The sequence below is a fragment of the Rickettsiales endosymbiont of Trichoplax sp. H2 genome, assembly GCF_009690945.1.
GTDB classification, from domain to species: domain Bacteria; phylum Pseudomonadota; class Alphaproteobacteria; order Rickettsiales; family Midichloriaceae; genus Aquirickettsia; species Aquirickettsia rohweri.
On record NZ_NPHZ01000001.1, the window covers coordinates 86,817 to 111,820 of the forward strand.

19 protein-coding genes and 1 rRNA gene are annotated in these 25,004 nt (G+C 29.4%); 13 read left to right on the forward strand and 7 right to left on the reverse strand.

What is annotated here, in order from left to right:
- Positions 1-4: 4 nt before the first annotated feature.
- Complete coding sequence (locus tag h2es_RS00480; protein WP_195909935.1) at positions 5-1,855, reverse strand: LTA synthase family protein; 1,851 nt, start codon at positions 1,853-1,855, stop codon at positions 5-7.
- 599 nt (positions 1,856-2,454) lie between these two features.
- Complete coding sequence (locus tag h2es_RS00485) at positions 2,455-2,760, reverse strand: DUF2610 domain-containing protein (protein ID WP_154510421.1); 306 nt, start codon at positions 2,758-2,760, stop codon at positions 2,455-2,457.
- 184 nt (positions 2,761-2,944) lie between these two features.
- Here h2es_RS00485 and alaS point away from each other — a divergent pair, with 184 nt between their 5' ends.
- Together alaS and h2es_RS00495 are read left to right on the forward strand one after the other, a co-directional pair.
- Complete coding sequence (gene alaS, locus h2es_RS00490) at positions 2,945-5,518, forward strand: alanine--tRNA ligase (protein WP_230204220.1); 2,574 nt, start codon at positions 2,945-2,947, stop codon at positions 5,516-5,518.
- Positions 5,519-5,569: 51 nt separating this feature from the next.
- Complete coding sequence (locus h2es_RS00495) at positions 5,570-5,968, forward strand: hypothetical protein (protein WP_195909936.1); 399 nt, start codon at positions 5,570-5,572, stop codon at positions 5,966-5,968.
- 145 nt (positions 5,969-6,113) lie between these two features.
- Here h2es_RS00495 and h2es_RS00500 read toward each other — a convergent pair whose 3' ends face one another.
- The 5 genes from h2es_RS00500 to h2es_RS00520 all read right to left on the reverse strand — a co-directional run bounded on the left by h2es_RS00500 (position 6,114) and on the right by h2es_RS00520 (position 10,258).
- Positions 6,114-7,718, reverse strand: coding sequence for a peptidoglycan D,D-transpeptidase FtsI family protein (locus tag h2es_RS00500; protein ID WP_195909937.1), 1,605 nt, complete (start codon positions 7,716-7,718; stop codon positions 6,114-6,116).
- A gap of 89 nt (positions 7,719-7,807) precedes the next feature.
- The gene (gene ftsL, locus h2es_RS00505; protein WP_126044896.1) at positions 7,808-8,083 is read right to left on the reverse strand and encodes a cell division protein FtsL; all 276 of its coding nucleotides are present in this window, start codon (positions 8,081-8,083) and stop codon (positions 7,808-7,810) included.
- Complete coding sequence (gene rsmH, locus h2es_RS00510; RefSeq protein ID WP_154510429.1) at positions 8,073-8,957, reverse strand: 16S rRNA (cytosine(1402)-N(4))-methyltransferase RsmH; 885 nt, start codon at positions 8,955-8,957, stop codon at positions 8,073-8,075. Before rsmH ends, ftsL begins: the two co-directional genes overlap by 11 nt.
- Before the next feature lie 3 nt (positions 8,958-8,960).
- Positions 8,961-9,431, reverse strand: coding sequence for a division/cell wall cluster transcriptional repressor MraZ (locus h2es_RS00515; RefSeq protein WP_154510431.1), 471 nt, complete (start codon positions 9,429-9,431; stop codon positions 8,961-8,963).
- Positions 9,432-9,934: 503 nt separating this feature from the next.
- Positions 9,935-10,258: a hypothetical protein gene (locus h2es_RS00520; protein WP_154510433.1), complete on the reverse strand. Its 324-nt coding sequence runs from the start codon at positions 10,256-10,258 to the stop codon at positions 9,935-9,937.
- A gap of 248 nt (positions 10,259-10,506) precedes the next feature.
- Here h2es_RS00520 and h2es_RS00525 point away from each other — a divergent pair, with 248 nt between their 5' ends.
- From h2es_RS00525 to h2es_RS00575, 11 genes are all read left to right on the forward strand, one after another.
- Positions 10,507-11,424: an ABC transporter substrate-binding protein gene (locus tag h2es_RS00525; RefSeq protein WP_154510435.1), complete on the forward strand. Its 918-nt coding sequence runs from the start codon at positions 10,507-10,509 to the stop codon at positions 11,422-11,424.
- A 90-nt stretch (positions 11,425-11,514) separates the two neighbouring features.
- Positions 11,515-11,661: a hypothetical protein gene (locus tag h2es_RS00530; protein WP_154510437.1), complete on the forward strand. Its 147-nt coding sequence runs from the start codon at positions 11,515-11,517 to the stop codon at positions 11,659-11,661.
- Between the two features lie 12 nt (positions 11,662-11,673).
- The gene (locus h2es_RS00535; protein ID WP_326844990.1) at positions 11,674-12,315 is read left to right on the forward strand and encodes an ABC transporter permease subunit; all 642 of its coding nucleotides are present in this window, start codon (positions 11,674-11,676) and stop codon (positions 12,313-12,315) included.
- Positions 12,297-13,016, forward strand: a complete 720-nt coding sequence (locus h2es_RS00540; RefSeq protein ID WP_154510441.1) for an ATP-binding cassette domain-containing protein — start codon at positions 12,297-12,299, stop codon at positions 13,014-13,016. Before h2es_RS00535 ends, h2es_RS00540 begins: the two co-directional genes overlap by 19 nt.
- Positions 13,017-13,301: 285 nt before the next feature.
- Positions 13,302-14,800: ribosomal RNA gene (locus h2es_RS00545) — 16S ribosomal RNA — on the forward strand.
- An 89-nt stretch (positions 14,801-14,889) separates the two neighbouring features.
- Positions 14,890-16,005, forward strand: a complete 1,116-nt coding sequence (locus h2es_RS00550) for a tetratricopeptide repeat protein (RefSeq protein WP_154510443.1) — start codon at positions 14,890-14,892, stop codon at positions 16,003-16,005.
- A gap of 568 nt (positions 16,006-16,573) precedes the next feature.
- Positions 16,574-18,214 (forward strand): beta-1,3-glucanase family protein, encoded by a 1,641-nt coding sequence (locus tag h2es_RS00555; protein ID WP_195909938.1) that lies wholly within the window; start codon positions 16,574-16,576, stop codon positions 18,212-18,214.
- Between the two features lie 52 nt (positions 18,215-18,266).
- Positions 18,267-18,764 (forward strand): cytochrome b, encoded by a 498-nt coding sequence (locus h2es_RS00560; RefSeq protein WP_230204233.1) that lies wholly within the window; start codon positions 18,267-18,269, stop codon positions 18,762-18,764.
- A 395-nt stretch (positions 18,765-19,159) separates the two neighbouring features.
- Positions 19,160-23,440 (forward strand): ankyrin repeat domain-containing protein, encoded by a 4,281-nt coding sequence (locus h2es_RS00565; protein ID WP_154510449.1) that lies wholly within the window; start codon positions 19,160-19,162, stop codon positions 23,438-23,440.
- 51 nt (positions 23,441-23,491) lie between these two features.
- Positions 23,492-24,037, forward strand: coding sequence for a ferric reductase-like transmembrane domain-containing protein (locus tag h2es_RS00570; protein ID WP_195909939.1), 546 nt, complete (start codon positions 23,492-23,494; stop codon positions 24,035-24,037).
- A gap of 197 nt (positions 24,038-24,234) precedes the next feature.
- The gene (locus tag h2es_RS00575) at positions 24,235-25,002 is read left to right on the forward strand and encodes a cytochrome c1 (protein WP_154510453.1); all 768 of its coding nucleotides are present in this window, start codon (positions 24,235-24,237) and stop codon (positions 25,000-25,002) included.
- Positions 25,003-25,004 lie beyond the last annotated feature (2 nt).

Genomic DNA, 25,004 nt, shown 5'->3' on the forward strand with positions numbered 1-25,004 from the left:
AAATTTATTCTTTCAAATAATGATTATTAAGTAGATAGCTAGCCGATTGGTAAAATGTTACTGCATCAAATAGATGATTTTGATCTATGGTGTTTGGTTTTTGAGTAAAATTTTGATCTACTTTATAGCTCCAATATGATTCTTTTGGTCCAAGTATTGTTAATTGATTATTAGAGAAGTATCCTACTTTTTGATATGTACTTACAAAAGCTCTATTAGCTGTAGAATTTATAATATCTTTGCCAAAAAATTTGCTTTTATAAGGTATATTTAAGATTCCCATTAAAGTAGGTGCTATATCAATTTGACTGGAAATGTTATGTATTACTTCAGGCTTAAGAATTTTTGGTGCATAGATAAATAATGGTATATGATATTTTTGTATAGGGATTTGAGTTTTGCCAGCACTGCCAGCATAGTGATCTGCAACTATAACAAAAATCGTATCATCAAACCAAGGCTTGTTTTTTGAGTTATTTATTAATTGCTGAATTGCAAAATCTGTATATTTTACAGCTCCAGCTCTTCCTGTTCCAGATGGAATATCAATTTTGTTTTCTGGATATGTATATGGTCTATGATTTGAGGTGGTTAGTATAAATGAGAAAAAAGGAGTTTTAGAATTATAAGATTTATCGGCTTCACTAATAAATTTATTAAATAAATCTTCATCACTTACACCCCAAATGTTTGAAAAATTAATTTCTTCTTTAGAGAAATTTGCTCTATCTACAATCTTGAAATTATTTTTTGAAAAAAATGCATTCATATTATCAAAATAGCCAAATCCACCATAAATAAATTTGTTTTCATATCCAGAATTTTTAAATACAGAGCCGATGCTGAATAAATTTTGATTGTTAGGTCTTCTTACAATTGAATTTCCTGGCAAAGGTGGTAGTGACAAGCTTATTGCTTCAAGCCCTCTTACAGTTCTTGTTCCAGTAGCATAAAAATTGTCGAAAAAAATACTCTTAGAAGTTAAGCTATCTAAGAATGGTGTAATATTCTCATTATTGTCAAAATATTTCAAGTATTCAGCACTTAGGCTTTCTACAAGGACTAAAGCTATATTATATTTATGTTTATTCTTATCAGCTGGGGTTATATTCCTAGTAATATTTGTGAGCTCATTAGAGATATAAGTGCTGTTTTTTGATAATAGTTTGTCTCTTAAATTTTTTAAAATCTTATCTTTATTATAATTTATATAAAAATCTTTATAACTAAGAATGTTATTGTTATATGCGCTAAAGAGCTTATCTAAGCCATTATAAGAGAGATTGGCTGCGTAATTATTATTACTGAATTTACTGTATGTGAAGTTTTTTGGATTAAAATAATAACTGGCACTAAGAAATAATATTAGCAATATTGATGTTTTTATAATAAAGAATTTAGGAAAATTTTTAAAATTAAATCTTTTTGTTAGAAAAGAAATGAAAAAATAAATTATTGATACACAAATAGCAATGGCAATTAAGATTTTTATAAGAGGATATGATTCATATATATTGCCTGTGACTTCTCTACGATATACTAAATAATCTACTGCAATAAAATTATATCTAACTCCAAATTCATCCCAAAAAAAGTATTCTGCTACTAAGTTAAATAGTAATCCATATATATAAGCGAAGATAAATAGTTTGCCAATAAGATTGCTAATTTTGGTTTTTAATAAAAAAGTAGGTAAAAGTAAATAAATTATTGATATTGGTGTTAAGATATAAAAAAGTGTAGATAAATCATTTAACTCACCTAACAATAGTATTTTTGATATTTCAAAGATATTAAAGTTTATTTGATCAAGAAATATGCTTTGAGTAATAAGGCAAATCCTTGTTACTAACATTATTAATAAAAATGAAATTATAACTTGAAGAGCAAACTTGCTGTACTTTAGATTTTTCATTTAATTGATAATGTTGATTAATTTTAAAGGTTAAAATTATAGTATTTATATGTTTTTTCAAGTTAAATATTGCTAATTCCTTATAATTTAACCTGAGCTGCAGATAAGAATTGCTTTGTAAGAGGCAAAAGAAGTGCTATATACAAACACTTGAATACAATTTTGTTAGCAATACAGTCATTGCGAGAGCATTTTAATGCTCGCGGCAATCCAGGATAGGAAAGTTATTAACAAATGTAATTAAGGTAATAATTCTGGATCACCACGCCACTAACGTGGCTCGTGATGACTAGTTCTGGTGTGAATTACAACAATTATGGATCACCACGGTTGCTATGCAACCTCGTGATGACAAAAATAAAAACGTCATTGCGAGGATGATGATAGGCATCAGTGGCAATCTAGATATACACTGCACTTCATCATGATAAGATTCATTATAAATTTCTTATTTCTTAACTGCGGTTCGGGTTAATTTACTTCTATTAAAGTTATTTAGCTATATGTAAAATACCAATATTCTTTTTAAATAAAGTTAGTTACTTTTTCTCTTTCTGATCTGAAGTAACTGCTTGCTGTTTGTTTTTTTCAATAGATTGGCCTTTTTCAATAGATTCTAAAGCATAGCTGCATAATTCTTCAAAAGGTACTCCATTTTTTTCAGATAAAGCTTTTAATTCTTCTAGGCTTTTCATAATATCTGGAGGAACAGTGCCACCTCTTTCTTTAGAAAGCCAATCGGCTTGAAATTGAATAGGATGATGATCTTTTTCAGGTGCACCTATGTAAAAGGTTACTGGAGATGTTTTTCCTGAAAATGTACATGGAATTTTAAATTTTTTCATAAAATTATATCTCTACTACTTATAGTATGAGAATAAATCTTTATTAACTACATTGCAATACTGAAATTGATATCATTGATTAAATCGTTATTGAATTTATTATAATTGATATGGCTTTTTTGTTTACCTATAAACTAGATTATATTATACAATTGCTATAAATAAATTTTTTGCTTTTGAGTTGATGCTGCTTAATGATATTAGAAAGTCCTTTTTGAAATTTTTTCAACTAAATGATCATAAAATTTTAAAATCATCTCCGCTTGTTCCTCACAATGATCCTACTTTATTGTTTACTAATGCAGGGATGGTTCAGTTTAAAAATCAATTTACTGGCAAAGAAAATATAAAATACCCAAGAGTTGCTACTTCTCAAAAATGTATTCGTGCAGGTGGTAAGCATAACGATTTAGAGAATGTGGGGTATACTGCTAGGCATCATACGTTTTTTGAAATGCTAGGTAATTTTTCCTTTGGAGACTATTTTAAGGAAAAAGCAATTTTTTATGCTTGGGAATATTTAACTAAAGAATTAGGTATTAATAAGGAAAAACTATATATAACTATTTATCACAATGATGAAGAAGCATATAACTTATGGAAAAAGATTAGTAATTTTAATGATGAAAAAATTATTAAAATTAAAACTGATGATAATTTTTGGTCAATGGGCAATGTTGGGCCATGTGGACCTTGTTCTGAAATATTTTACGATCATGGGGATAAATATTTTGGAGGATTGCCTGGTACTAAGGATGAAGATGGTGATAGATTTATAGAAATTTGGAATTTAGTTTTTATGCAATATGAAAAATTAGATTCTGGTGAGCAAATACAACTTCCAAATCCTTCAATAGATACAGGCATGGGTTTAGAAAGAATTACTGCTGTTATGCAAGGAGTTAATAGTAATTATGAAATTGATATTTTCCAAAAACTTATAGATTCTGTTGAAAAGATTTCAGGTAATACTAATCAAATTGTTTCAAGCAAGGTAATTTCAGATCATATTCGTTCTTCATGCTTTTTAATTGCAGATGGTGTCTTACCATCAAATGAGGGTAGGGGATATGTTTTAAGGAGAATATTAAGAAGAGCAATGAGGCATATTCATAATATTGGATACAAGGGTAATTTATTGAGTAAATTAGCGCCAATTTTTATTAATGAGATGAATGATGCTTATTCAGAATTGGAAGAAGCAAGTGATTTAATAACTTCAACATTAAATATAGAAGAGGAAAGGTTTAGAGAAACTTTGAGAATAGGAATGAAATACTTAAAAGAAGAAATTGATACTTTATCTGATGGAGAATTTTTAAATGGCTCTAAAGTATTTAAATTATATGATACTTATGGATTTCCTATAGATTTAACAGCAGATATTTTAAAAGAAAAAAAAATAAAATTAGATTATGATGGATTTGAATCTGCTATGCAAGAGCAAAAAAGAAAAGCAAGAGCAGCTTGGAGTGGTAGTGGAGAAAAGGATGTTTCCTCTATTTGGTTTGATATATATGATAAATTTGGGGGTACAGAGTTTATTAGAAAAGATGATGGTAGTTATGTTGGCAAAGTGCAAGCAATTATAAAAGATAATAAGTTGATGAAAAAAGCAAGTACAGGTGAAGATGTTATAATTGTAACTGATCAAACTACTTTTTATGCAGAATCTGGTGGGCAAATTGGTGATAGAGGGTATATAAATGATAACGAAGTTTATGATACCAAAAAATTTGCTGATAAAATTCATGGTCATTATGTTTGTTTAAAAGATGATATAAACGTCGGTGATGAAATTAAGCTTTTGGTTGATTATAATCTTAGAAATTTGATTAAAGCTAATCATTCTGCAACTCATATCTTACATTTTGCTTTAAGGGATATTTTAGGTAAACATGTTACTCAAAAGGGATCATTAGTAAGTTATGATAAATTGCGTTTTGATTTTGCACATAATAAAGCGATGACAAAGAATGAGATAAAAAATGTTGAGAAAAGGGTAAATTCAATCATTATGTTAAATTCCAATGTTTCTACTAATTTAATGGATATAGATAATGCAAAAAAATCTGGTGCTATGGCTTTATTTGGTGAAAAATATGATGAAGAGGTTAGGGTAGTATCTATGGGTGAATCTATAGAATTATGCGGTGGTACGCATGTTAAAAATACTGGAGATATAGGAGTTTTTGCAATTGCATCTGAAGAATCTATATCTTCTGGTGTTAGGAGAATTGAAGCTTTAACAGGAATTAAGGCTTTAAACTTTTTTAGAGATAAAGCTGATAAAAGTGAAGAAATATCGAGATTATTAAGATGTAGTGAAGAAAAGATATCAGATAATATAGTTAATTTGCAAAATCAGATTAAAGACCTAGTAAAATCTAATGAAAAATATAAAAATGAATTGCTTCTTAATAGATTAGAAGAAATTAATGTTGAAGATATAAGAATTTTGTTATTAAAAATAGATAACGAAAAGGTGAATTTGAAAGGGCTTTATGATAATTTGAAGTCTAAAAATAAATCGATAATTATTTTAGTTAATACTGATAAAAAAAATAATAAAACCTCGTTACTTATTGGTGTAACAAAAGATATTTCTAATAAGTACAATGCAAAAGAGCTTATTCAATCTTGTTTTAGTATTATTGATGGAAAAGGTGGTGGAAATTCTGAGTATGCTCAGGCTAGTGGTAATAATATAGATGTAGAAGATGAAATCTTAGCTAAAATTAAGGAAGAATATAATTAAATTATTTTACAATTAATAGGTTTTTACTATCTTTGCGTAACATTTTTGCAAATGAGCACTGTTTATTTAGATATGCCAAAAAATGAGATAGATGAATTTGAAGAAGTATATAAACCTACTGATTCAGAATCTATACATAATAGAGATAAGTTTATGGCTGATGAATTAACTAAGGTATGTAATAAAAGTTCAGATTATATTATTATTTTAGCAGGTAGTAGTCATTTTAATGTTTTGGAAATACTTAGAAATAGAGGTGTGGAAGTAGAAGTAGAAGTAGAAGAGTTTTGTGCTTATAAAAAACCACTTAATCCTTTTACAGAACATGGGGATTTTTGTTTAGGTTTGGCCAGGACTAGTATGGAAGATGATGATTTTTATAAAAAAAATGTGGCTATGATTCTAAATTTCAAGGTGCTCTTATTAATTTATATGAAAATCCTTCTTTAGATCCTTTTGATGCTATAAAACATGTGGTGCCAACCCCTTCTGATCATGATTAACTAAAGTATAGTATAGTTATATAAAAACTATATTAATTTAAATTAGTTTTTTTAAGCTTTTAGTACTGTACTTTTTTCAAGCTAAAGTAAACTTAACGTTTAGCAAATCTTTTATACATAGGTTTGTAGTTAACGTATAGTGCCTTTATTACATTTGGATCATTATGGTTTATTGGTGCTACACCAAGGATTGGTGCAATTTTATTTGTAATCTTAGATATTACAGGTGCAGCTATCATGCCACCTGTTGCAAATCCATGATTGATTTTATTCTGTTTGGGCTCATCAACTAATATAAGTATGGAATATTTTGGATTATTTATTGGGAAAGCTGCAACACATAATGCAATATTTAATTTTTTATGATATCTTCCATTTACAATTTTTTCTGCAGTTCCTGTTTTAGCTCCTACTAAATATTGATCAGAATTTGCTCTTTTGGCAAAGCCTTTAGTTGCAGATAATCGTAATATTTTATTCATTAATATAGATGTTGATGGTTTAAATATTTGTTTGCCATTGTCTTCTTTATTTTGATTTTTTATTATTGTGGCTTTTCTAAATATGCCGCTGTTTACAATCGCTGAAAAAGTTTGAATCAAATGTATAGGAGTCATTGAGATTCCATGTCCATAACTCATAGTAATAGAACGCAATTCTTTCCATCTTTTATCAGATGGAAATATGGGATTTGATTTTTCTGGAACTTCAACATGAATTTTTGATAGCATACCTAGTTTTTTGAAATATTCTTTTTGCTTTGTGATACCAACTTCCTGTATAATATGAGCTACTCCTATGTTTGAAGAATACATTAATATTTCTGGTATAGAAAGTAATCCACCTTTCCCACCTCTATAGTCACCTATCCTATAATTACCAATTTTAATTGGTGTTGAAACATTAAAAGAATCATTTAAAGAAATTTCTCCAGAGTCAATTCCAATTGCCAGGGTTAAAGATTTTAATACTGAGCCCATTTCATAAACTCCAAGAGTAGCCTGATTAAAAAGCTTTTTATTTTTTACGTTTTTTGTATTATGTGGATTGAAATCTGGTAAACTTACTGAGCTTATTATCTCTCCTGAATTTACATCCATAACTATTGCAGTACCCCCTATGGCATCATGTAATTTAATTACATCATTTAATTCTTGCTTAACAATATATTGTATTCTTGTATCTAAACTAGTTTGTATGTTCTCAGTATTTGATGGATTTTTTAAATGATCATCAAAAAATGATTCTAATCCTGATATACCATTGTTATCTATGTCAACTAGCCCTACAATATGTGAAAATAGATTTTTTTGTGGGTAAATTCTCTTTTGATCATTTATAAAATATATTCCTGGGATTCCTAAATTATGTAATTTTTGTTGCTCAGTAGGTGTTAAATGACGCTTTAGCCAGACAAAATGTTTGTTATTAATAAGTCGCTCTTCTAATTCTTTAACATTGATATTCAGAACTTCTGATATTCTATTTAATGATTTGACAGGGTTTAAAAAATGTTTAGGATATATATATGCTGATGCTGTGGGTAATGTTGAAGCTAATATAATACCATTTCTATCAACGATATTTTTTCTTATATTATACAGAACTTCTTTTTTATCATCTATTTGTAAATCTACATAGCTAAAAATAGATAAATCAAATAATCTAAGAACTAATATAATAAGAGTAGTTAGCATGCAAAAAAATACTATTTGAACTCTTTTATGACTTATTTTAAGAGTACTGCAGTCTGATTTTTCATTAAAATGTACTATTTTAGGTATACTCATTTATCATCAAGTGTTTCAATTTGCTTTTGTTCAATTTTTTGAAGATTCAAATATTTTTGTTGTAAAATGTCTATTCTTTCAGGAGTTGTTAAATATGCTAATTCAGCATTTAATATTTGAATATTATTTGTTTCTTGTAATATTTGACTGTTAAGCCAATTTAATTCTTTATTTCCAGAAATTACTTTTGATTTAATAGAAAAAAGTGAAATAATACTTATAACTAATAAAGTGCTATAGATTATAAAAAGTAATGGGGTTTTAGATTTCATGTATTTTCCTCAAACTTCTTAATTTGGCTGACCTTGCCCTAGGATTAGATCTTATTTCTGCATATTTAGGTATTATTACTTTTTTATTAATTCGTTCAAAATTACTTTGTAGGCTCATGGTTTTAAAAAAATCTTTAACTATTTTATCCTCAAGAGAATGGAATGTTACTACAGAAATAATTCCTCCGTTTTTTAAAAAGTTAGGTAATTTTTTTAGGGTGTTTTTTAAATTTTCTAATTCGTTATTCACTGAAATTCTAAGTGCCTGGAATGTTCTGGTTGCAAAGTGAATCTTATCATTGTATTTCGTTAGTCCAATTGCTTGCACCAATTGAGAAGTAGATTCAATTTTTTGTTTTTGTCTATAATTAATGATATTTTTGGCAATTAATCTTGATTTTTTTTCTCCACCAAAATTGTATATTAAATTTGCTAGTTCTTCTTGATATAATGTGTTAACTAATTTTTTTGCAGTAAGTGATATTTTATTATCCATCCTCATATCCAAAGGTGCATCTCCATTGAAGGAGAATCCACGATCTTTATTGTCTAATTGCATCGACGAAACACCAAGATCAAATACAATACCATCAATTTTTGAAATATTGAGGTTATTTAAAACAGAGTCTATATTGATGAAATTATCATTAATGAATGTAAATTTATCCTGATATGTGTTTTTTAATTTATCTGCATAATTTATAGTTATTTGATCGCAATCAATTCCTATGACCTTACATGATGCTTTGTCTAGAATAGCTTTAGAATAACCACCTGCACCAAAAGTGGTATCAATGTAAGTTTTTCCACTTGATGGATTTAACGCTTCTATGACCTCATTTAACAATACTGGGGTATGATGCTGATGTTTCATTATTTACCTTTTAGTATTTGTTTTAGGTGGTGAAAATGAATTTTCTTTTGCTATCTGTCTAGCTTTTTTATAATAAGTATTAAATTTGTCTTTATCCCATATTTCAAATGTTAATCCTTTGCCTACAAAGAAAACTTTTTTGCCAAATTTTGCAAAATCAACTAATCTTTCAGGTAATGATACTCTGCCTTTTGAATCTAATTGCAATGGTACACAATCAGCAAGTACTGCAGTTGATATAGCGTCTCTTTTTTCAGAAAATAAATCCATATTTTCTAAAAAGTTTTGTAATTTATCAATTCTTTCAACAGTGCAAACCTCAATGCATTCATTTAAGAATGAGCTATAAGCGTAAATCTCTCTACTAGCTTTATATTCAAGTATATTCCTAAAGCTTGCAGGTATAGATATTCTGTTTTTATCATCTATTTTTCCCTCATATGTTGAAAGAAAAATAGTATTTCCACGATTCATTTTTCAATTTAAGTATATTTAATGAAAACACTTTATAATTAACTTATATCATATTTGAGTGGGATATTATAGTATTATTTTGGGAAATTTTGGGATAAAAAGGGAAAAAATTTGCATTTGCTTATAAAATGCTTATAATGCGCTTTTTAGATGAGGTGTTGAATAATTGAATTTTGCTTATAGTGAATTATTAGATAAAAAAATTGTTATACAGGAACGTTTTAGTACAGTTTTGATTGTCGATATAGTCATTGCCATAGTGCGGCAAACCACTTTTTTTTTGTCATTGCGAGCAAATCTTTGATTTGTGTGGCAATCCAGAAATGCATCAACAAAATATAAGTAATGCAGTATCCTTAGATCACCATGCCATTAATATGGCTCGTGATGACTGTTGAGAAAAATCGTACTCTTTAATGACAAGACTTGATATAAATTTCTAATTTTTAGCTCAGGTTATGTATATTATTTGTACTATATATAAATTTAAGCTTTATTGTTTTTTAAATCTCATATACTTGCCCAGGCACAGATACTTGTCCTGGAATTGCTATTGTTATTGTTGGCTCTTCTAGATCTGGTGTTGGTGCTGGCAATGGTCTTTGGGACGATTGCTCTTCTAATCCATTCCAAAATTCGCAGTGTTCAGGTGCTGTTTCAGTCAGATCGTTGCGGTGTGATATTTGCAAATCACTAGGTAGTCCTGGAATTTGAAACTCTCCCACGACATCTTCCTCTGATATATCGTTACCTTGTTGTTGAGTTATACATGACCTTGTTGGTCTACATGAATCTACTAATCTAAATGTACTACAATTTCCAAACATTTCACTCCCCATAAAATTTTAAATATTATAAAACTTTATCCACGCCGTAAGGATGTTGTCAATAAAAAAAGTAATTTTTTTGCTTGTCATTATGAATATGTTTATATACCATGTACTTATGAATTACTTTTATAAACATAAGAGATTTTCTATCTCAACATCCAATTTGAACTGGCGTTAGTCGCCTGTCATAATTTTTAGCACCTACACTAAATTCTCTATATTTTAATATTTTTTTATAAATAGTTATGTCAAAGATAATAAATAATTTTTTGCTAATAATATTATTAGTAATTTCCGTAGTTAATAAAACTTATTCTAAGGAAGATTTTTATAAAGTGGCTATTATATTGCCTATGGATCACCAAGCTATGAATGATATAGTTGCTGGATTTAAAAAAGAATTGAGTGTCGAAAGAAATAAAAAGTATAAATTAACAATTTATAATGCTCAAGGTGACTCTAATTTGATGAAGTCAATTTTTCAACAAATTGCCAGAAGTGATTATGATGTAGTTGTGCCAATAGGGACTAATGCAACGCAATTTGCAATTAAGATGGTGAAAGATCAAACAATAATTAGTATTGCTGCTGAACTCTCTAAAAAATATAAAGCTCAGAATTTCATCAATGTTGAAGATCAAATTCCAATGAAAAAATTTGTGAGCTTAATAAATGCTGTCATTCATCATCCTAAGTATTTAACATTAATTCATAGTAATGATGTTAGAATGTTTCAGCAATCAAAATTGTTGACTGAAGAATTAAAAAATGAAAAATGTGAGGTGCAGGTTATTTCTGTACAAAATATTTCAGATATTCTGTCTTCTTTAAAGAGCATTAATAATAAATCACAAGCAATAATAATTCTTAAAGATTATCTTGTAGTTAGTGGCATAGCTTCTATTGTTAAAGAGGCTAAAAAAATTGGTATCCCAGTTATTGCTTCTGATGAAGGTAGCGTTAAGAATGGTGCTGATGTAGCAATTGGGGTAAAAGAAAAGGAGTTAGGTGTTGCAGCTGCAAAAATTTTGATGTCATTTGATAATGCAACTGAAAATAATGATAATATAATGCTGGATTTTATGATATTTAAGAATAAATTTTCATCAGTTCATATTAATGAAGATAAATTGCAAAACGAAAAATTATTAATTATAGAATAAATCATGAATATTATATTAGATATTTTTCAGCAGAGTTTTATTTTATTTCCATTGATTTTGGGGATTTATATCTCATACAAGGTATTAAATGTGACAGATTTAACTGTTGAAGGTAGTTTTGTATTAGGTGCAGTGGTTTTTGCTAAATTGACAACTGAATTAGTAAACCCTTTACTTGCAATGTTTGGCGCAATTTTATCAGGAGCATTATCAGGAATTATAGTGGCATTAGTATAAAGACATAATAAAATAGATAGCCTTATAGCAGGGATATTAATGATTTTTATGTTATATAGTATTAATTTGCAGATTATGGGTGTTCCAAATCTAACAACATATGATCATATTACGGTAAATACTTACTTTAGCTATTTATTTAGTCACTATCATGAATTTGTATTTTCAGCTATTTTTGCTATTGTATGCTTTATTTTGGTATTTGTTTTATTTAAAACGAAGTTAGGGTTAAATTTGAGGGCATATGGTGATAATTATAGATTGCTTTATAAACTTGGAAAAAATCCAGAGAAATATAGATTAATTGGTTTGGCTATTAGTAATGCTTTAGCTGCAGTTAGTGGTTCCTTAACCTGTCAAATTTATGATTTTGCTGATATAAATATGGGATTTGGGATTGCACTTACTGCAATTGGGGCTTTGCTTATAGGTATTCAAATAATTAAGAAAATTTTTAAGCATAATAATTATTCGGTGGTTATAGATTCTCTAGCATGTTTTTTAGGTGTTTTTTTATATTATTCAGCTGTAACTATTTTTTTAAATATAGGAGTAAATCCAATAAATCTTAAATTATTAATAGGTATTATACTTATATTATTGTTAAAGACTATGTCTAATAAAAATTGTAATCCATGGAAAAGAAATTATTAAAAATTAAAGATATAAATTATTATTTACCAAATAGTAAATTAACTATACTTAAAAATATAGCGTTTGATGTTGATGAAGGTGATTTTATTATAATTATAGGCCATAATGGCTCTGGAAAAAGTACTTTCTTAAATGCAGTTAATAGAAGTATAGATTATTCATCTGGGGATATTACATTGGAGTCGAAATCAGTGAGGTTGTATTCAAGTGCAGAGTTTTTTAAAAAAGTTATTACAATTACACAAAGGTTAGAAGAAAATTTATTTGAGAGTTTTACTGTATTTGAAAATTTTTTAATGTACTTAGGGAAAAATAATTCAAAATCTGCAGATTTTTTTAATAAAGCGTTAAAGCCTTATAATAAGAATTTACTTCTAAAAAAGAATACGTTAGTTAGGGATTTATCTGGTGGTGAGAAACAGTGTTTAGCTCTTGCGCTTGCATTTATTAATCCACCTAAATTATTATTGCTTGATGAGCATACATCTGCCCTTGATCCAAAGATTTCAGATGAAGTTATGGAATTAACTTCTGTAATAATTAAAAAACATAAAATTACATCTATTATGGTTACCCATAATCTTGAATATGCTATAAAATATGGAAATAAAATATATGCACTTCAGGATGGCAGTATTTGTTATTATTCTAATAAAAACAAGGGTATTTCAAAGCAAGATTTGCTAAAATATTGTTTTTAAAAGTGTTTTTAAAGATAATTTTTTGATGAATAATTAATATATTAGTTTATATATGAAATGATATTTATTTACTTTATAATAAAAAAAATGAAGTATTCAAAGGTTTTAAATTTAGTTTAAAATAATAATTTGTAAAAATAGTATATAGAAATGTTAAAAAGTCATTGACTTAGCATATAAAAAGTTTATAAATATTTCTACCTGATCACAATATTTGAAATAGTAAATATAGAATTTATAAGACGGTGGTAATCTTATTTTAAGTTTACTACTTAGATATAAGTCAAACTTGAGAGTTTGATCCTGGCTCAGAGTGAACGCTAGTGGCGTGCTTAACACATGCAAGTCGAACGGACGATATTTGTGCTTGCACAAATAAAGTTAGTGGCAAACGGGTGAGTAATACATGGGAATTTTCCTTGCAGTACGGAATAACTATTGGAAACAGTAGCTAATACCGTATATTGCCGAGAGGTGAAAGATTTATCGCTGCAAGATAAGCCCATGCAAGATTAGCTTGTTGGTAAGGTAATGGCTTACCAAGGCTACGATCTTTAGCTGGTTTGAGAGGATGATCAGCCACACTGGAACTTAGACACGGTCCAGACTCCTACGGGAGGCAGCAGTGGGGAGTATTGGACAATGGGCGAAAGCCTGATCCAGCGACGTCACGTGAATGATGAAGGCCTTAGGGTTGTAAAATTCTTTTAGTGGAGAAGATAATGACGGTATCCACAGAAAAAGTCCCGGCTAACTTCGTGCCAGCAGCCGCGGTAATACGAAGGGGGCAAGCGTTACTCGGAATTATTGGGCGTAAAGCGTGCGTAGGCGGTTTTATAAGTTGAAAGTGAAAGCCTTTGGCTCAACCAAAGAATTGCTTACAAAACTGTAAAACTAGAGTATTAGAGAGGATAGAAGAATTCCTGATGTAGGGGTGAAATCCGTAGATATCAGGAGGAATATCGAAGGCGAAAGCATCTGTCTGGCTAAATACTGACGCTGTTGCACGAAAGCGTGGGGAGCAAACAGGATTAGATACCCTGGTAGTCCACGCAGTAAACGATGAGTGCTAGATGTTAGAACTATGTTTTAGCGTCGAAGTTAACGCATTAAGCACTCCGCCTGGGAACTACGATCGCAAGGTTAAAACTCAAAGGAATTGACGGGGACCCGCACAAGCGGTGGAACATGTGGTTTAATTCGATGCTACGCGAAAAACCTTACCAAGTCTTGACATGTTAGTCGTATGATTAGAAAACTAGTCAGTCAGTTCGGCTGGACTATCACAGGTGTTGCATGGCTGTCGTCAGCTCGTGTCGTGAGATGTTGGGTTAAGTCCCGCAACGAGCGCAACCCTTATCTTTAATTGCCAACAGGTAATGCTGGGAACTTTAAAGAAACTGCCAATGGAGAATTGGAGGAAGGTGAGGATGATGTCAAGTCAGTATGGCCCTTATGACTTGGGCTACACACGTGTTACAATGGTAGTTACAATATGATGCAATAGGGCGACCTGGAGCAAATCTATAAAAGCTACCTCAGTTCGGATTGTACCCTGCAACTCGGGTGCATGAAGTTGGAATCGCTAGTAATCGCAGATCAGCACGCTGCGGTGAATACGTTCCCGGGTCTTGTACACACTGCCCGTCAAGCCATGGAAGTTAAATTTTCCTTAAGTAAATGAGCTAACTGCAAAGAGGCAGTTTACCAAGGAGAGTTTGATGACTGGGGTTAAGTCGTAACAAGGTAGCCGTAGGGGAACCTGCGGCTGGATTACCTCCTAAAGACAAATATAGATAACTTTATGTTATCAAGAACAATTACTATCGCCACCGTCTTATAAATTCTATATTTCAAGCTTAAAAATACAAAAATGAAAAAGTACATAATCCTAATTTTAGTTACTTTAGCGTTCTCAGGTTGTGTTAACGATCATCAAAGCATAAAATCATTAACAAAAGAGCAAATAAAGCATTCTTTGGTTAACGTTGATCAAGGGGAAGATTTTTATGATAAAAAAGATTATGCTAATGCCTTAATACATTTTAAGAAAGCAGCTAATTTTAATAATACAAAAGCATTATTTTATCTTGGTCTTATGTATGATAAGGGATATGGGCTTCCTAGAGATTATAACAAAGCTTTAAAGTATTATAATTTATCTTCTAGTTATGGGTATGTTGCTGCTACAAATAATTTAGGTATAATGTATCATTATGGCTTGGGGGTTAAGAAAAACTTAAACACTGCATGTTTGATGTATAAGAAGGCAGTAGATAATGGTGGTAGCTCAATATCATTTGATAATTTGGCATTATGCTATGAACGAGGATTGGGTGGTTTTAAGAAGGATGATAGCAAAGCTATAGAATATTATAAAAAAGCTATAGACTTAGGAAATGAAGGCTCTATATACTATCTAGCTTTACTTTATGATGATAAGAAGAATTATGAAAAATCATTTGAATTATTTAAGAAAGCTTCAGAGGTAAAGAATAAAGAAGTTAAGAGAAAAGGTCTATATTCAGTAGGAACATTTTACTATCTTGGTGATGTAGTGAATAAAGATTATAAAAAAGCTGTAGAATATTTTGAAAAGTCTGCTGAATTAGGATTGTCAGATGCCTATAATTATTTAGGTATAGCATATGAATATGGTGAAGGTGTTAAAAAAAATTATGCAAAAGCATTTTTCAACTATAACAAAGCTGCGGAATTAAAAAATATGTATGGCCTATATAATGTAGCTAGGTGTTATGAATTTGGGCTAGCTATTAAGAAAAATATTAATGAAGCAATCAAATATTACATTCTTTCAGGTAAGCATGGGTATTCCAAAGCTTATTATATATTAAGTGTTATATATAAAGATGGTGAAAATGGAATTAAAAAAGATTATGATATTGCTTTTGATTATTTAATTAAAGCTGCTAAGATGGGCAATAAGAAGGCTAAAAGTGTTTTAGCAAGCGCTGGTCAAGATTTTTAAGGAAATTAATTAAAAAAATAACTAATATTAAACCTTAGCATATATGAGGCTAGGTAATATAAATTACTAATGCGTTAACATTCACAATTAAATTTATTAATAATGCTGAAACTGCATGATCTGAGGATATATTTTTAATTATGAAAGTTATTAATAATAAGGAGGAGTGATATTTAGTTAAAATTGAAAATTATATTAGAGTTTTTTAAACTGTAACTGTGGAAATACATTTTTTAGATTATTCATATAGACTTACAGATTTATCAAGAAATCAAAATGGTAATCATGAATTTAATCTTACACAAATGTGTGAAAGTTGAATGCAGTGAGTTGAATAGGATAAAGGTCTTACACTAAAGCTAAATAATAAAGATATTTTTTATCATGTGGAGTGAGATAAATTTATGAGTGATTTTTTATTTAAATATTATAGGTGGTATTAAAGTTTATATTATTATGACAGAAATTTGGTTGATATGCCTTTTTACAACTTGTAATTTAAATCTTGACAATATTATTTGCATTATAATATCGTTAATATACTTAACTGATAATGGGGTACAGTAAAATGACTAATTCACCAACATTTCCAATTGATTTTATTAATAATGCACAAATTGTAGATGATAAAGATGTATTTGTAACTATAAAAGCTACTAATAATGAAAAAAAGCAATGCTTAGTTGAAATTATAGATAATATAGGAGTTTGTAAAACTGTAACTGCAAAAACAAATGCTTTAGATTATTCATATAGACTTACAGATTTATCAAGAAATCAAGATGGTAGTTATGAATTTAATCTTACACAAATGTATTCAGCAAGGGTGTATTTATCTGTTAAATATCCTCTACAGCTTTATATTGATTCTAGTAATCCAGGGGCTATAGCAATTATTGATCCAGATGGATTTAAGACAAGAGATGCAAATTATTATACCGTATATGATAAGTTTGAATTTACATATAATAATGGTGGAATGTGGATGAATCCAACTGCAGTTGATTTCTTCTCAATACCACTGCAAATTTCAATGCCTACGTCTACATCTGCTTTTCAACAAGCTGGATTATCTGATTCTAGAAGTGAAATATTAAATAAAGTGAAAGGCATTTTTGATGAAGTTGGGGCAAGAGAAGAATGGAATAAATTGTTTTTGAAATTTGGTGAGGATGATGCTGTTTTAAGAGTAATGTCTCCTGGTAAAGCAATGATAGATACAGGCCCAGGTTCAAATCCAGTTTTTGCACCTAATTATTTATCTAGTGATAAATTTGGATTAAATTACATTGAGTATGTGTGGGATTATTACTCACCTGAAAAGGGTAACAAAATTAAAATAGATTGTAGTGAGCTTGCTGGAGATAAAGATTTTCAACCGAAGTTATCTAATGGATATATTTTTGAAGGACATACAGAAGGGGATAAATTTATATTTAGCAATCAAGGTAATGAGAAGTCTATTGAAATCGTTAAACCACATTCAATTTCTTTTTTTGCAGGAGCTCAAGGTTCATTTAGTTTTCCAAATCACTCAATTGGTGCGATAATAGCAAGGGAATTAACTTCTGCCTTTGATGCAGGTTTATTACCTGCTGAAGATGATGCCTTGCTTAAAAAAAGTTACTTTGAATCAAAAAAAGGAGAATTTTATAAGGCAAATCCTAATATTAAAGGTGATAATAGTAGTCCTTGGTATGATGTTTATTCTAAAGCTTTTCATAGTTTTGAAGGGCAACCAGTTTATACATTTGCATATGATGATGCATTAGGGCAAGATGGCACTCTTCATAATCCAAACAAAGATGCTATTGGAAAAGTTACGGTGAAAATTGGTGATTTATCAGGTTTAAATATTCCTAATCCTTACGAGGATAGTTTAAAATATACAGTTACAGTCAATCTTGGTAAAAATGGTAATGAAGCATATTATAACTTAGTTTATAATGGGCAAACAATTATACCTGGACCTTCAACAATATTAAGGGATGTATCTAGTCCTCTCAAAGTAAAGTTTAATGCGGTAGATCAAGAAATATATCTAAAGCATCATATGGTAGAACCTTATAATCCAATAACTGATGGAATAGTAATTATAAAAAATAGCCAAGATTCAGTTACAGTTAATTTTCCTGGTCCTCCTGCTAATATGAGGCCTGAAGAATTAAGTGTTCAAACAGGTGGTGAAGAAGTGCATGATGAGCTCTAATTAATATAATAATCAATTGATTGATAAAAAAATGACAAAATATTCAAAGTCAATGAGATTTTTTCATTGGCTTTTATCTCTTATAATACTTTGTAATATTATAGGAGGTTTGTTAATGAAATATTTGCCAAATGAATCGATTAATAAATTGAGTTGGTATAGTATTCATAAGTCTATAGGTGTATGTGTAATTTTAATAGTATTTCTAAGAGTTATTAATAGGTTATTTTCAAAAATTCCAAAATTTATTTATAGTGTTCCTTTATTTGATAGAATAGCTGCTAAAATTAATATATTTTTGTTATATTGTTGCATGTTCATTGTGCCAATTAGTGGTTTTGTAATGTCTGATTCAGGAAAATATGGCGTTAAGGTTTTTGGAATGAAAATACCAAATTTATTGCCTAAAAATCAAGAATTAGCTGGCATTGCATATGAAGTGCATTGCTATGCAAATTATGTATTTATAGCTTTAATAATTTTTCATCTTTTAGGGACTTTTAAGCATATACTTATAGATAAGATTAATATTCTCAAAAGAATAACTTAAGTAAAGGAATGGTAAAGTACCTTTTGTCTTGTGGGAAAATTTAACATAATAAAAGAATCAAGGTTTATATAAAGAGTCAGATATTGTTAATTAGATTAATGTATGATTCTTTAGCTATTTAAATTTATAACATCGTCAAATTAATAAATAAAGGGTGTGATGAATATAATTATAATAGATTACATCAATTATTAAATTGTTTGTTCTTGGTGAGATTTTATATAAGTATCTCTATTTAAGTTATTTTAGGTTGAATCATTAAGCTCGCTTAACTTCTACCTAGACATTTTTTATCCATTTATTTCTTTATGCGATAAAAATAAATCATTATACTTGACTTTATACTTTTTTTGTCTATAATGCCGCAAAAACAATAAACACTAGGGGTAGTGAAAATGACATTAATCGAAATATTAGAAAGTCTAAAGCAACGTGAATTAGGTTTGTACAGAACTTATATTGCAGAAAATAATATTAATATTAGTGCTTTAGCTGAGGAAGCTAAAAAGAGAGTAGAGAATGGAGAATTAAATGATATAGCAAAGGGAGAAGTTGAAGAATATAAATTAGATGAAAGTCAGTATAAAATTGCATTAAACTTGCTTAAAAGATCAGATGGTACTCAAGGATTGTTCAATCAAGCAGTTAATGCATATAAAAGTGCTTCAAAAAGTTTAGAGGAATTAGTAGAAGAAAGAAATATAGGGCAGATAGCTAAAAGATATGATCAGTTTAAAGATGAGGTAAGTACAGAAGAATTAATCTTATTGAATGTGGGAGAATTAGAAGATAATTATAAGGATGATGGAACAATAGAGCAAATAAAGAAATCAACAACATTTGCACATGAATTATTTCTAGCAGAAGCATCAAAAGAAAATGTAATGCATTATTTTGCAAAAGTGCATGATGTATTAGGATACGATAAAGAATTAGCTAAAAATTATATGAATTTAAGTGATAATCCAGGCGGAATATCTATTATTGAATTACTTAAACAACAAAATAATAAAGTAGTATATCAAGGAATTTATGATGAATTGAAAGGAAAGTATGTAAGGTTATTTCCAAATGAAGGTGATGTAGTAGAAATTCAAGTAGATACACATACAGGATCAATACATTCGTCAGTGGATAAATCGTTAGTAAGAATAGGTGAAGAAGTAAAAGATGAGAGAATAACAAAAGTTAACGAGAGAGAATTAAAAGTTGAGAGAGATAGTGAATGGAACAAAAATATAGACGGCACAATAACAGAATTAAAAGAAAGGCTTAAATTACTTAAAGAAGAAGAAAATATATCTGCCTATATTAGTGATACGTTATCAAATAAAGATGACATACAAGAGGAGGTAGCAAAATTCAAGTATCAAATAGAAGCAGCATTAAGATTAATAGATGGGTTGGAGAAAGGAAAATATGGTAATAACTATACGGTGAATGCTGTTGCTCCGACAAGTTGTGGATTTAGTGTGAAAGAAGTAGTGGCAATAGCATATAATGAATTATCCAACAAAGAAAATTGGGAAAATCCAGATTCAGAAAAACAGCATTTTATAACTTTTGTTGAAGGATTATATGATGCTAAAAAAGGATATAATATAGATAGGTACTTAAAAGATGATATAGATCAGTGGCAAGAACATAGAGTGGAGGAAGATGAGAATAGGTGTACGTCTGGGGCAGTGAATTCAGTGGTAAAACATATATCTGATCATAAGTTGGTGAATATTCAGATAATTAATGAAACCACGATGCAAAGTCCGATAGAAAACCATTTGCCAGGTATATTAGATAAGCTTTATCAAGATACTGAACAAAATAAAGAATTGATAGGACAATGGTTATATACAGGAATAATAAAAGAAGATTTGTTGGCAAAAATAAAAAATAAGCTAAAGGAAGATAGGGAATTTACAAATGAGTTTAATGAAAAAGCAATAGAAAGATTTGCAGGCCCTGCAATAAGAAGTATAAAAACTCAATTACTCAAACAGATAGCAAAAAGTTTTAAAGAATTCAAACAGCTAAATGATAATCAATTGTTAATGAGGGATTTTGTATTTAATGAAGAGAAAGGTTATGTGTTACATATGGAAGAATTATATAAAAAAGAAGATGAGGTATTTAAAAATATTATAGAAAATGAAATAAAGAGGACAATGATATTAGATGAAGATAGTGAATTATCAAGAGAAGGGAGGACATTTATAAATCTATTATTGTCATCAAATAATAAAGAATTTAGATTAGAAGTAAAGAATAAAGTAAGAGTTGTTTTTAGAGAAGAGTTATCACAAGAATCAAAAAATAATTTACTAATTTTATCAGCAAAATATGGTAACAAAGAACTATTTGGTACATTATTAGATGTAGGAGCAAATATAACAGCTATAGACGTAAGAAATAATAATATGACAGTATTGCACTATGCTGCTAATAGAGGTCAAACAGATATAGTAAAAGTAATAGTAGAAACTAAACCTATAGCAGCTTTGGTTAAAGACTTTAACGGCAACACACCATTGCACAGTGCTGCTAATAGAGGTCAAACAGATGTAGTAAAAACAATAGTACAAGCTGTACCTGAAGCAGCTTTGGTTAAAGACTTTAACGGCAACACACCATTGCACAATGCTGTTAAAAATGGTTATGAAGATATAGTAAGAATAATAGCAGAGGCTAAACCTGGAGCTGTTTCGGTTCAAGACTTTGGGGGTAACACACCATTGCACCCTGCTGCTGACAGAGGTTATATAGATATAGTAAAAGAATTATTAGCTATTAACTCAGAAGCAGCTTTGAAACAAAATAATGAAGGTGAAACACCATTACATCTTGCTGCTTGCAATGATCGAGTAGAGGATATAGATGATTATATACCACCATTGCACCCTGCTGCTAACAGAAGTTATATAGATGTAGTAAAAGAATTATTAGCTATTAACTCAGAAGCAGCTTTGAAGCAAAATAATGAAGGTGAAACACCATTACATTTTGCTGTTTTCAATTATCAAACAGATATAGTAAAAATAATAGTAGAAGCTAAATCTGAAACTGCTTTGTTTCAAGGCTTTTTAGGTAAAACACCATTGCACCGTGCTGCTAAAAGTGATTATAAAGATATAGTAAAAATAATACTAGAAGCTAAACCTGAAGCAGCTTTGGTTAAAGATATTTACGGCAATGCACACTTATACTACTACTATACTAACGTAGGAACATCAATATACAATAAGTTATTAGGTATGATTCCTTCAGTTAATCATGATGCTGTTTTGAAGGTAGCAGCAACAATAACTTTAGCAATGTCGGTTAATTATCTATTTAGTGATAATATGAAGAGGAGTGAGAAAGTAAAATTAGCAAATATAACAGGGAAAGATGATTATAATTTTATAGAAGAGCTAAGAAATGCTAATAAAGAAAATAACGAAGTTATAGAGCAGTTACAACAATCATTATATGAAGAAAATATTGTATCAATGGTAGTATGGAATGCTAGTGGCAGTACAAGTATTATACCAGAGTATAATCATTTGGAGCAACATGGAGTTAATATAGAAATACTAATTGCTCAAATAGAAGGAAGGAGTAAAGAAGAAAATAGAATGGAGGCTATACTTTTAGAGAGGAAGGAAGAAGGAAGTAATTTAGGAATGAAAGATGTAAAGCTATTAGCAGCAATACTTAAACACAATGAAATAAGTGATGATAAGATATCACTTCCTGAAGGTATAGAGGAGTCATTAATATATCAGGATGCAAAGTTGTATAATACAGCAATGGAAAATGGAGTTATAGTATTAGGAATGGAAGGTAAAGGGTTAGAATATTCCAAGAAAAGTACTGTAGAATACACATTTGCGAGAGAAAAGTATATGGCAGAAAAAGCAACAGAATTGATGGGAAAGGGATATAATGTGAGTATATCTGTTGGTGCAAATCATGTTAGTAATATAAATAGTAGATTAGCAGAAATATCTGGTATAGAAACAACTAATTTATTTAATAAAGAATTTGAGAATACAGGGTTTGCTAATAATGTTGTAAGCTTATTACCGTATGAAGGTTTATCCTCTACTAAAGAGTATGACGGCATATCTCCTATGTTGAGATTGGATAATGGTGAATCAACAGCAAAATCGGCACCAGGTTATACAGGGTCTATGAATGATAGGGTGATGGCAGGGTTAAGTGAAATGCACTTTGGGATAAAATGTGCAGATATAGCAATAGATATGGTAAGGACGACAATAAATCCAACAACACAAAATATTACAAAAACAATGAATGATGCTGTGCAGGTAACTGCAATCTATTATGGAAATACGGGTATAATGTTACCTGTTACGGCTGTAACAGTTATACATGATATGTATAAAGGAGAATATATAGAAGGAATAATAAAAATAGGGTTAGTAGCTTTAAGTGTTTCAAGTCCGGGAGCAGCGCCTTTAGTAGGTGGAGTAATGGTCTTAGGTTCATTATACTCAATGATACAAAACGCTAGTGATTTAGCTGAAGTAATTCAAGAATTAAACAGGGAATATATAAGTGAGAGTGATAAAGTTGAAGAACAAGATATTAGTAGTAATGTAATCATTCCCGTACCTACTAAAAATCAACTTGATTTTTATCATTATGGTAGTCATTATGAAGTTGATGAATTATAGGTGAGTTTTACAGTTTAGCATATGGTGAATCGTATTAATCTGATATTAGTGATGTTTCGTTTCTTTAGTAAAAATAAAAACTGGATATTGTTGAATTTCCCAGCTTTGTTCATGGCGTTAGGACTCATAATAAATAAAAACTTATATCATGATTTTATTATCTATTCTGGATATATTGCAATAAGTTTATTAGCCATAGTTCTTGCACTTAATCCTTTGATTATTATATTCAAGTCTAATATTTTTCTCAAAAAAATTAATAAACACAGAAGAATAATTGGAGTTGCTGTATTTACCTATGCTTCATTGCATTTTTTGTGTTACCTTGTGAAAAAAGGAGGCATTATTAATGCTTTAAGTTGGTTATTTCACCCTATTTTATTGCCTGGATTTATTGCACTTATAATTTTTGCAATTCTAGCGATAACAAGTAATAATGTATCTATTAGAATTTTAGCAATTACTAGATGGAGAAAATTACATAAGCTAGTGTACCTTGGAGAGTTTTTTGTTATTGCACATTTACTATTATGTTATGGTTCGTTTTTGATGATAGAATTAGGGTTTTATATACTTTATCCGCTTTTGTGCTGTTGATTATGCTCCAAAGGAAAAGGTATTCAATAATAAAAAAACGATAAGTAGAGCATAGGAAAATCATAAGGATTTATATTATTTCATGTCTAAAATTATTTGATAATAAATTTTAAGCTTGTTAGAAATTTATTTTTAATATAAAAATTAGGTATCAGTATCTAAATGTTAATAAAAGTTTATAGCTATACGATTTGTAGATGAAAAAGTTTTCGGTATTTTTTATTATTTTACTAAAATTTGGAATATTAAACATAAAAGCTTCAGATGAGCCTAAACCTCCTAAGCAAATTAATTGGCTATTTAATGGTGTGACTGGTAAATTTGATAGACAATCTATCCAAAGAGGTTTTAAGGTTTATAAAGAAGTTTGCTCAGCATGCCATTCTGTAAAGAGGTTAGCATTTAGGAATTTAATGGAAATAGGATTTTCTGAAGATGAAGTAAAAGCGCTTGCATCTGAATATGAAGTTAAAGATGGTCCTAATGAAGAAGGAGAGATGTTTGATAGGTCTGCAAGGTTAACAGACATGATTCCTGGGCCTTATCCAAATGAAAAAGCTGCTAGAGCTGCAAATAATGGTGCGTATCCTCTTGATTTATCATTAATAATTAAAGCTAGGCATGATGGAGCAAATTATGTTTATTCCTTATTAACAGGCTATTCAACTCCTCCAAAAAATTTTGAACTAGGAGAAAACATGTATTATAACCCATATTTTGCAGCAGGTGGAAATCAATTAGCAATGACACCTCCTTTACATACCGCTGATCAAGTAGAATTTAATGATAATACGAAAGCTTCTATAGATCAAATGTCAAAGGATGTTGTGAATTTTTTACAATGGGTTGCAGAGCCTGAAATGGAAGATTCAAAATCGTTAGGTATTAAAGTTATAATCTTTTTACTAATTTTTACAGTATTATTCTATATTGCAAAAAAGAGAATATGGCAAAGAATTAAATAGGT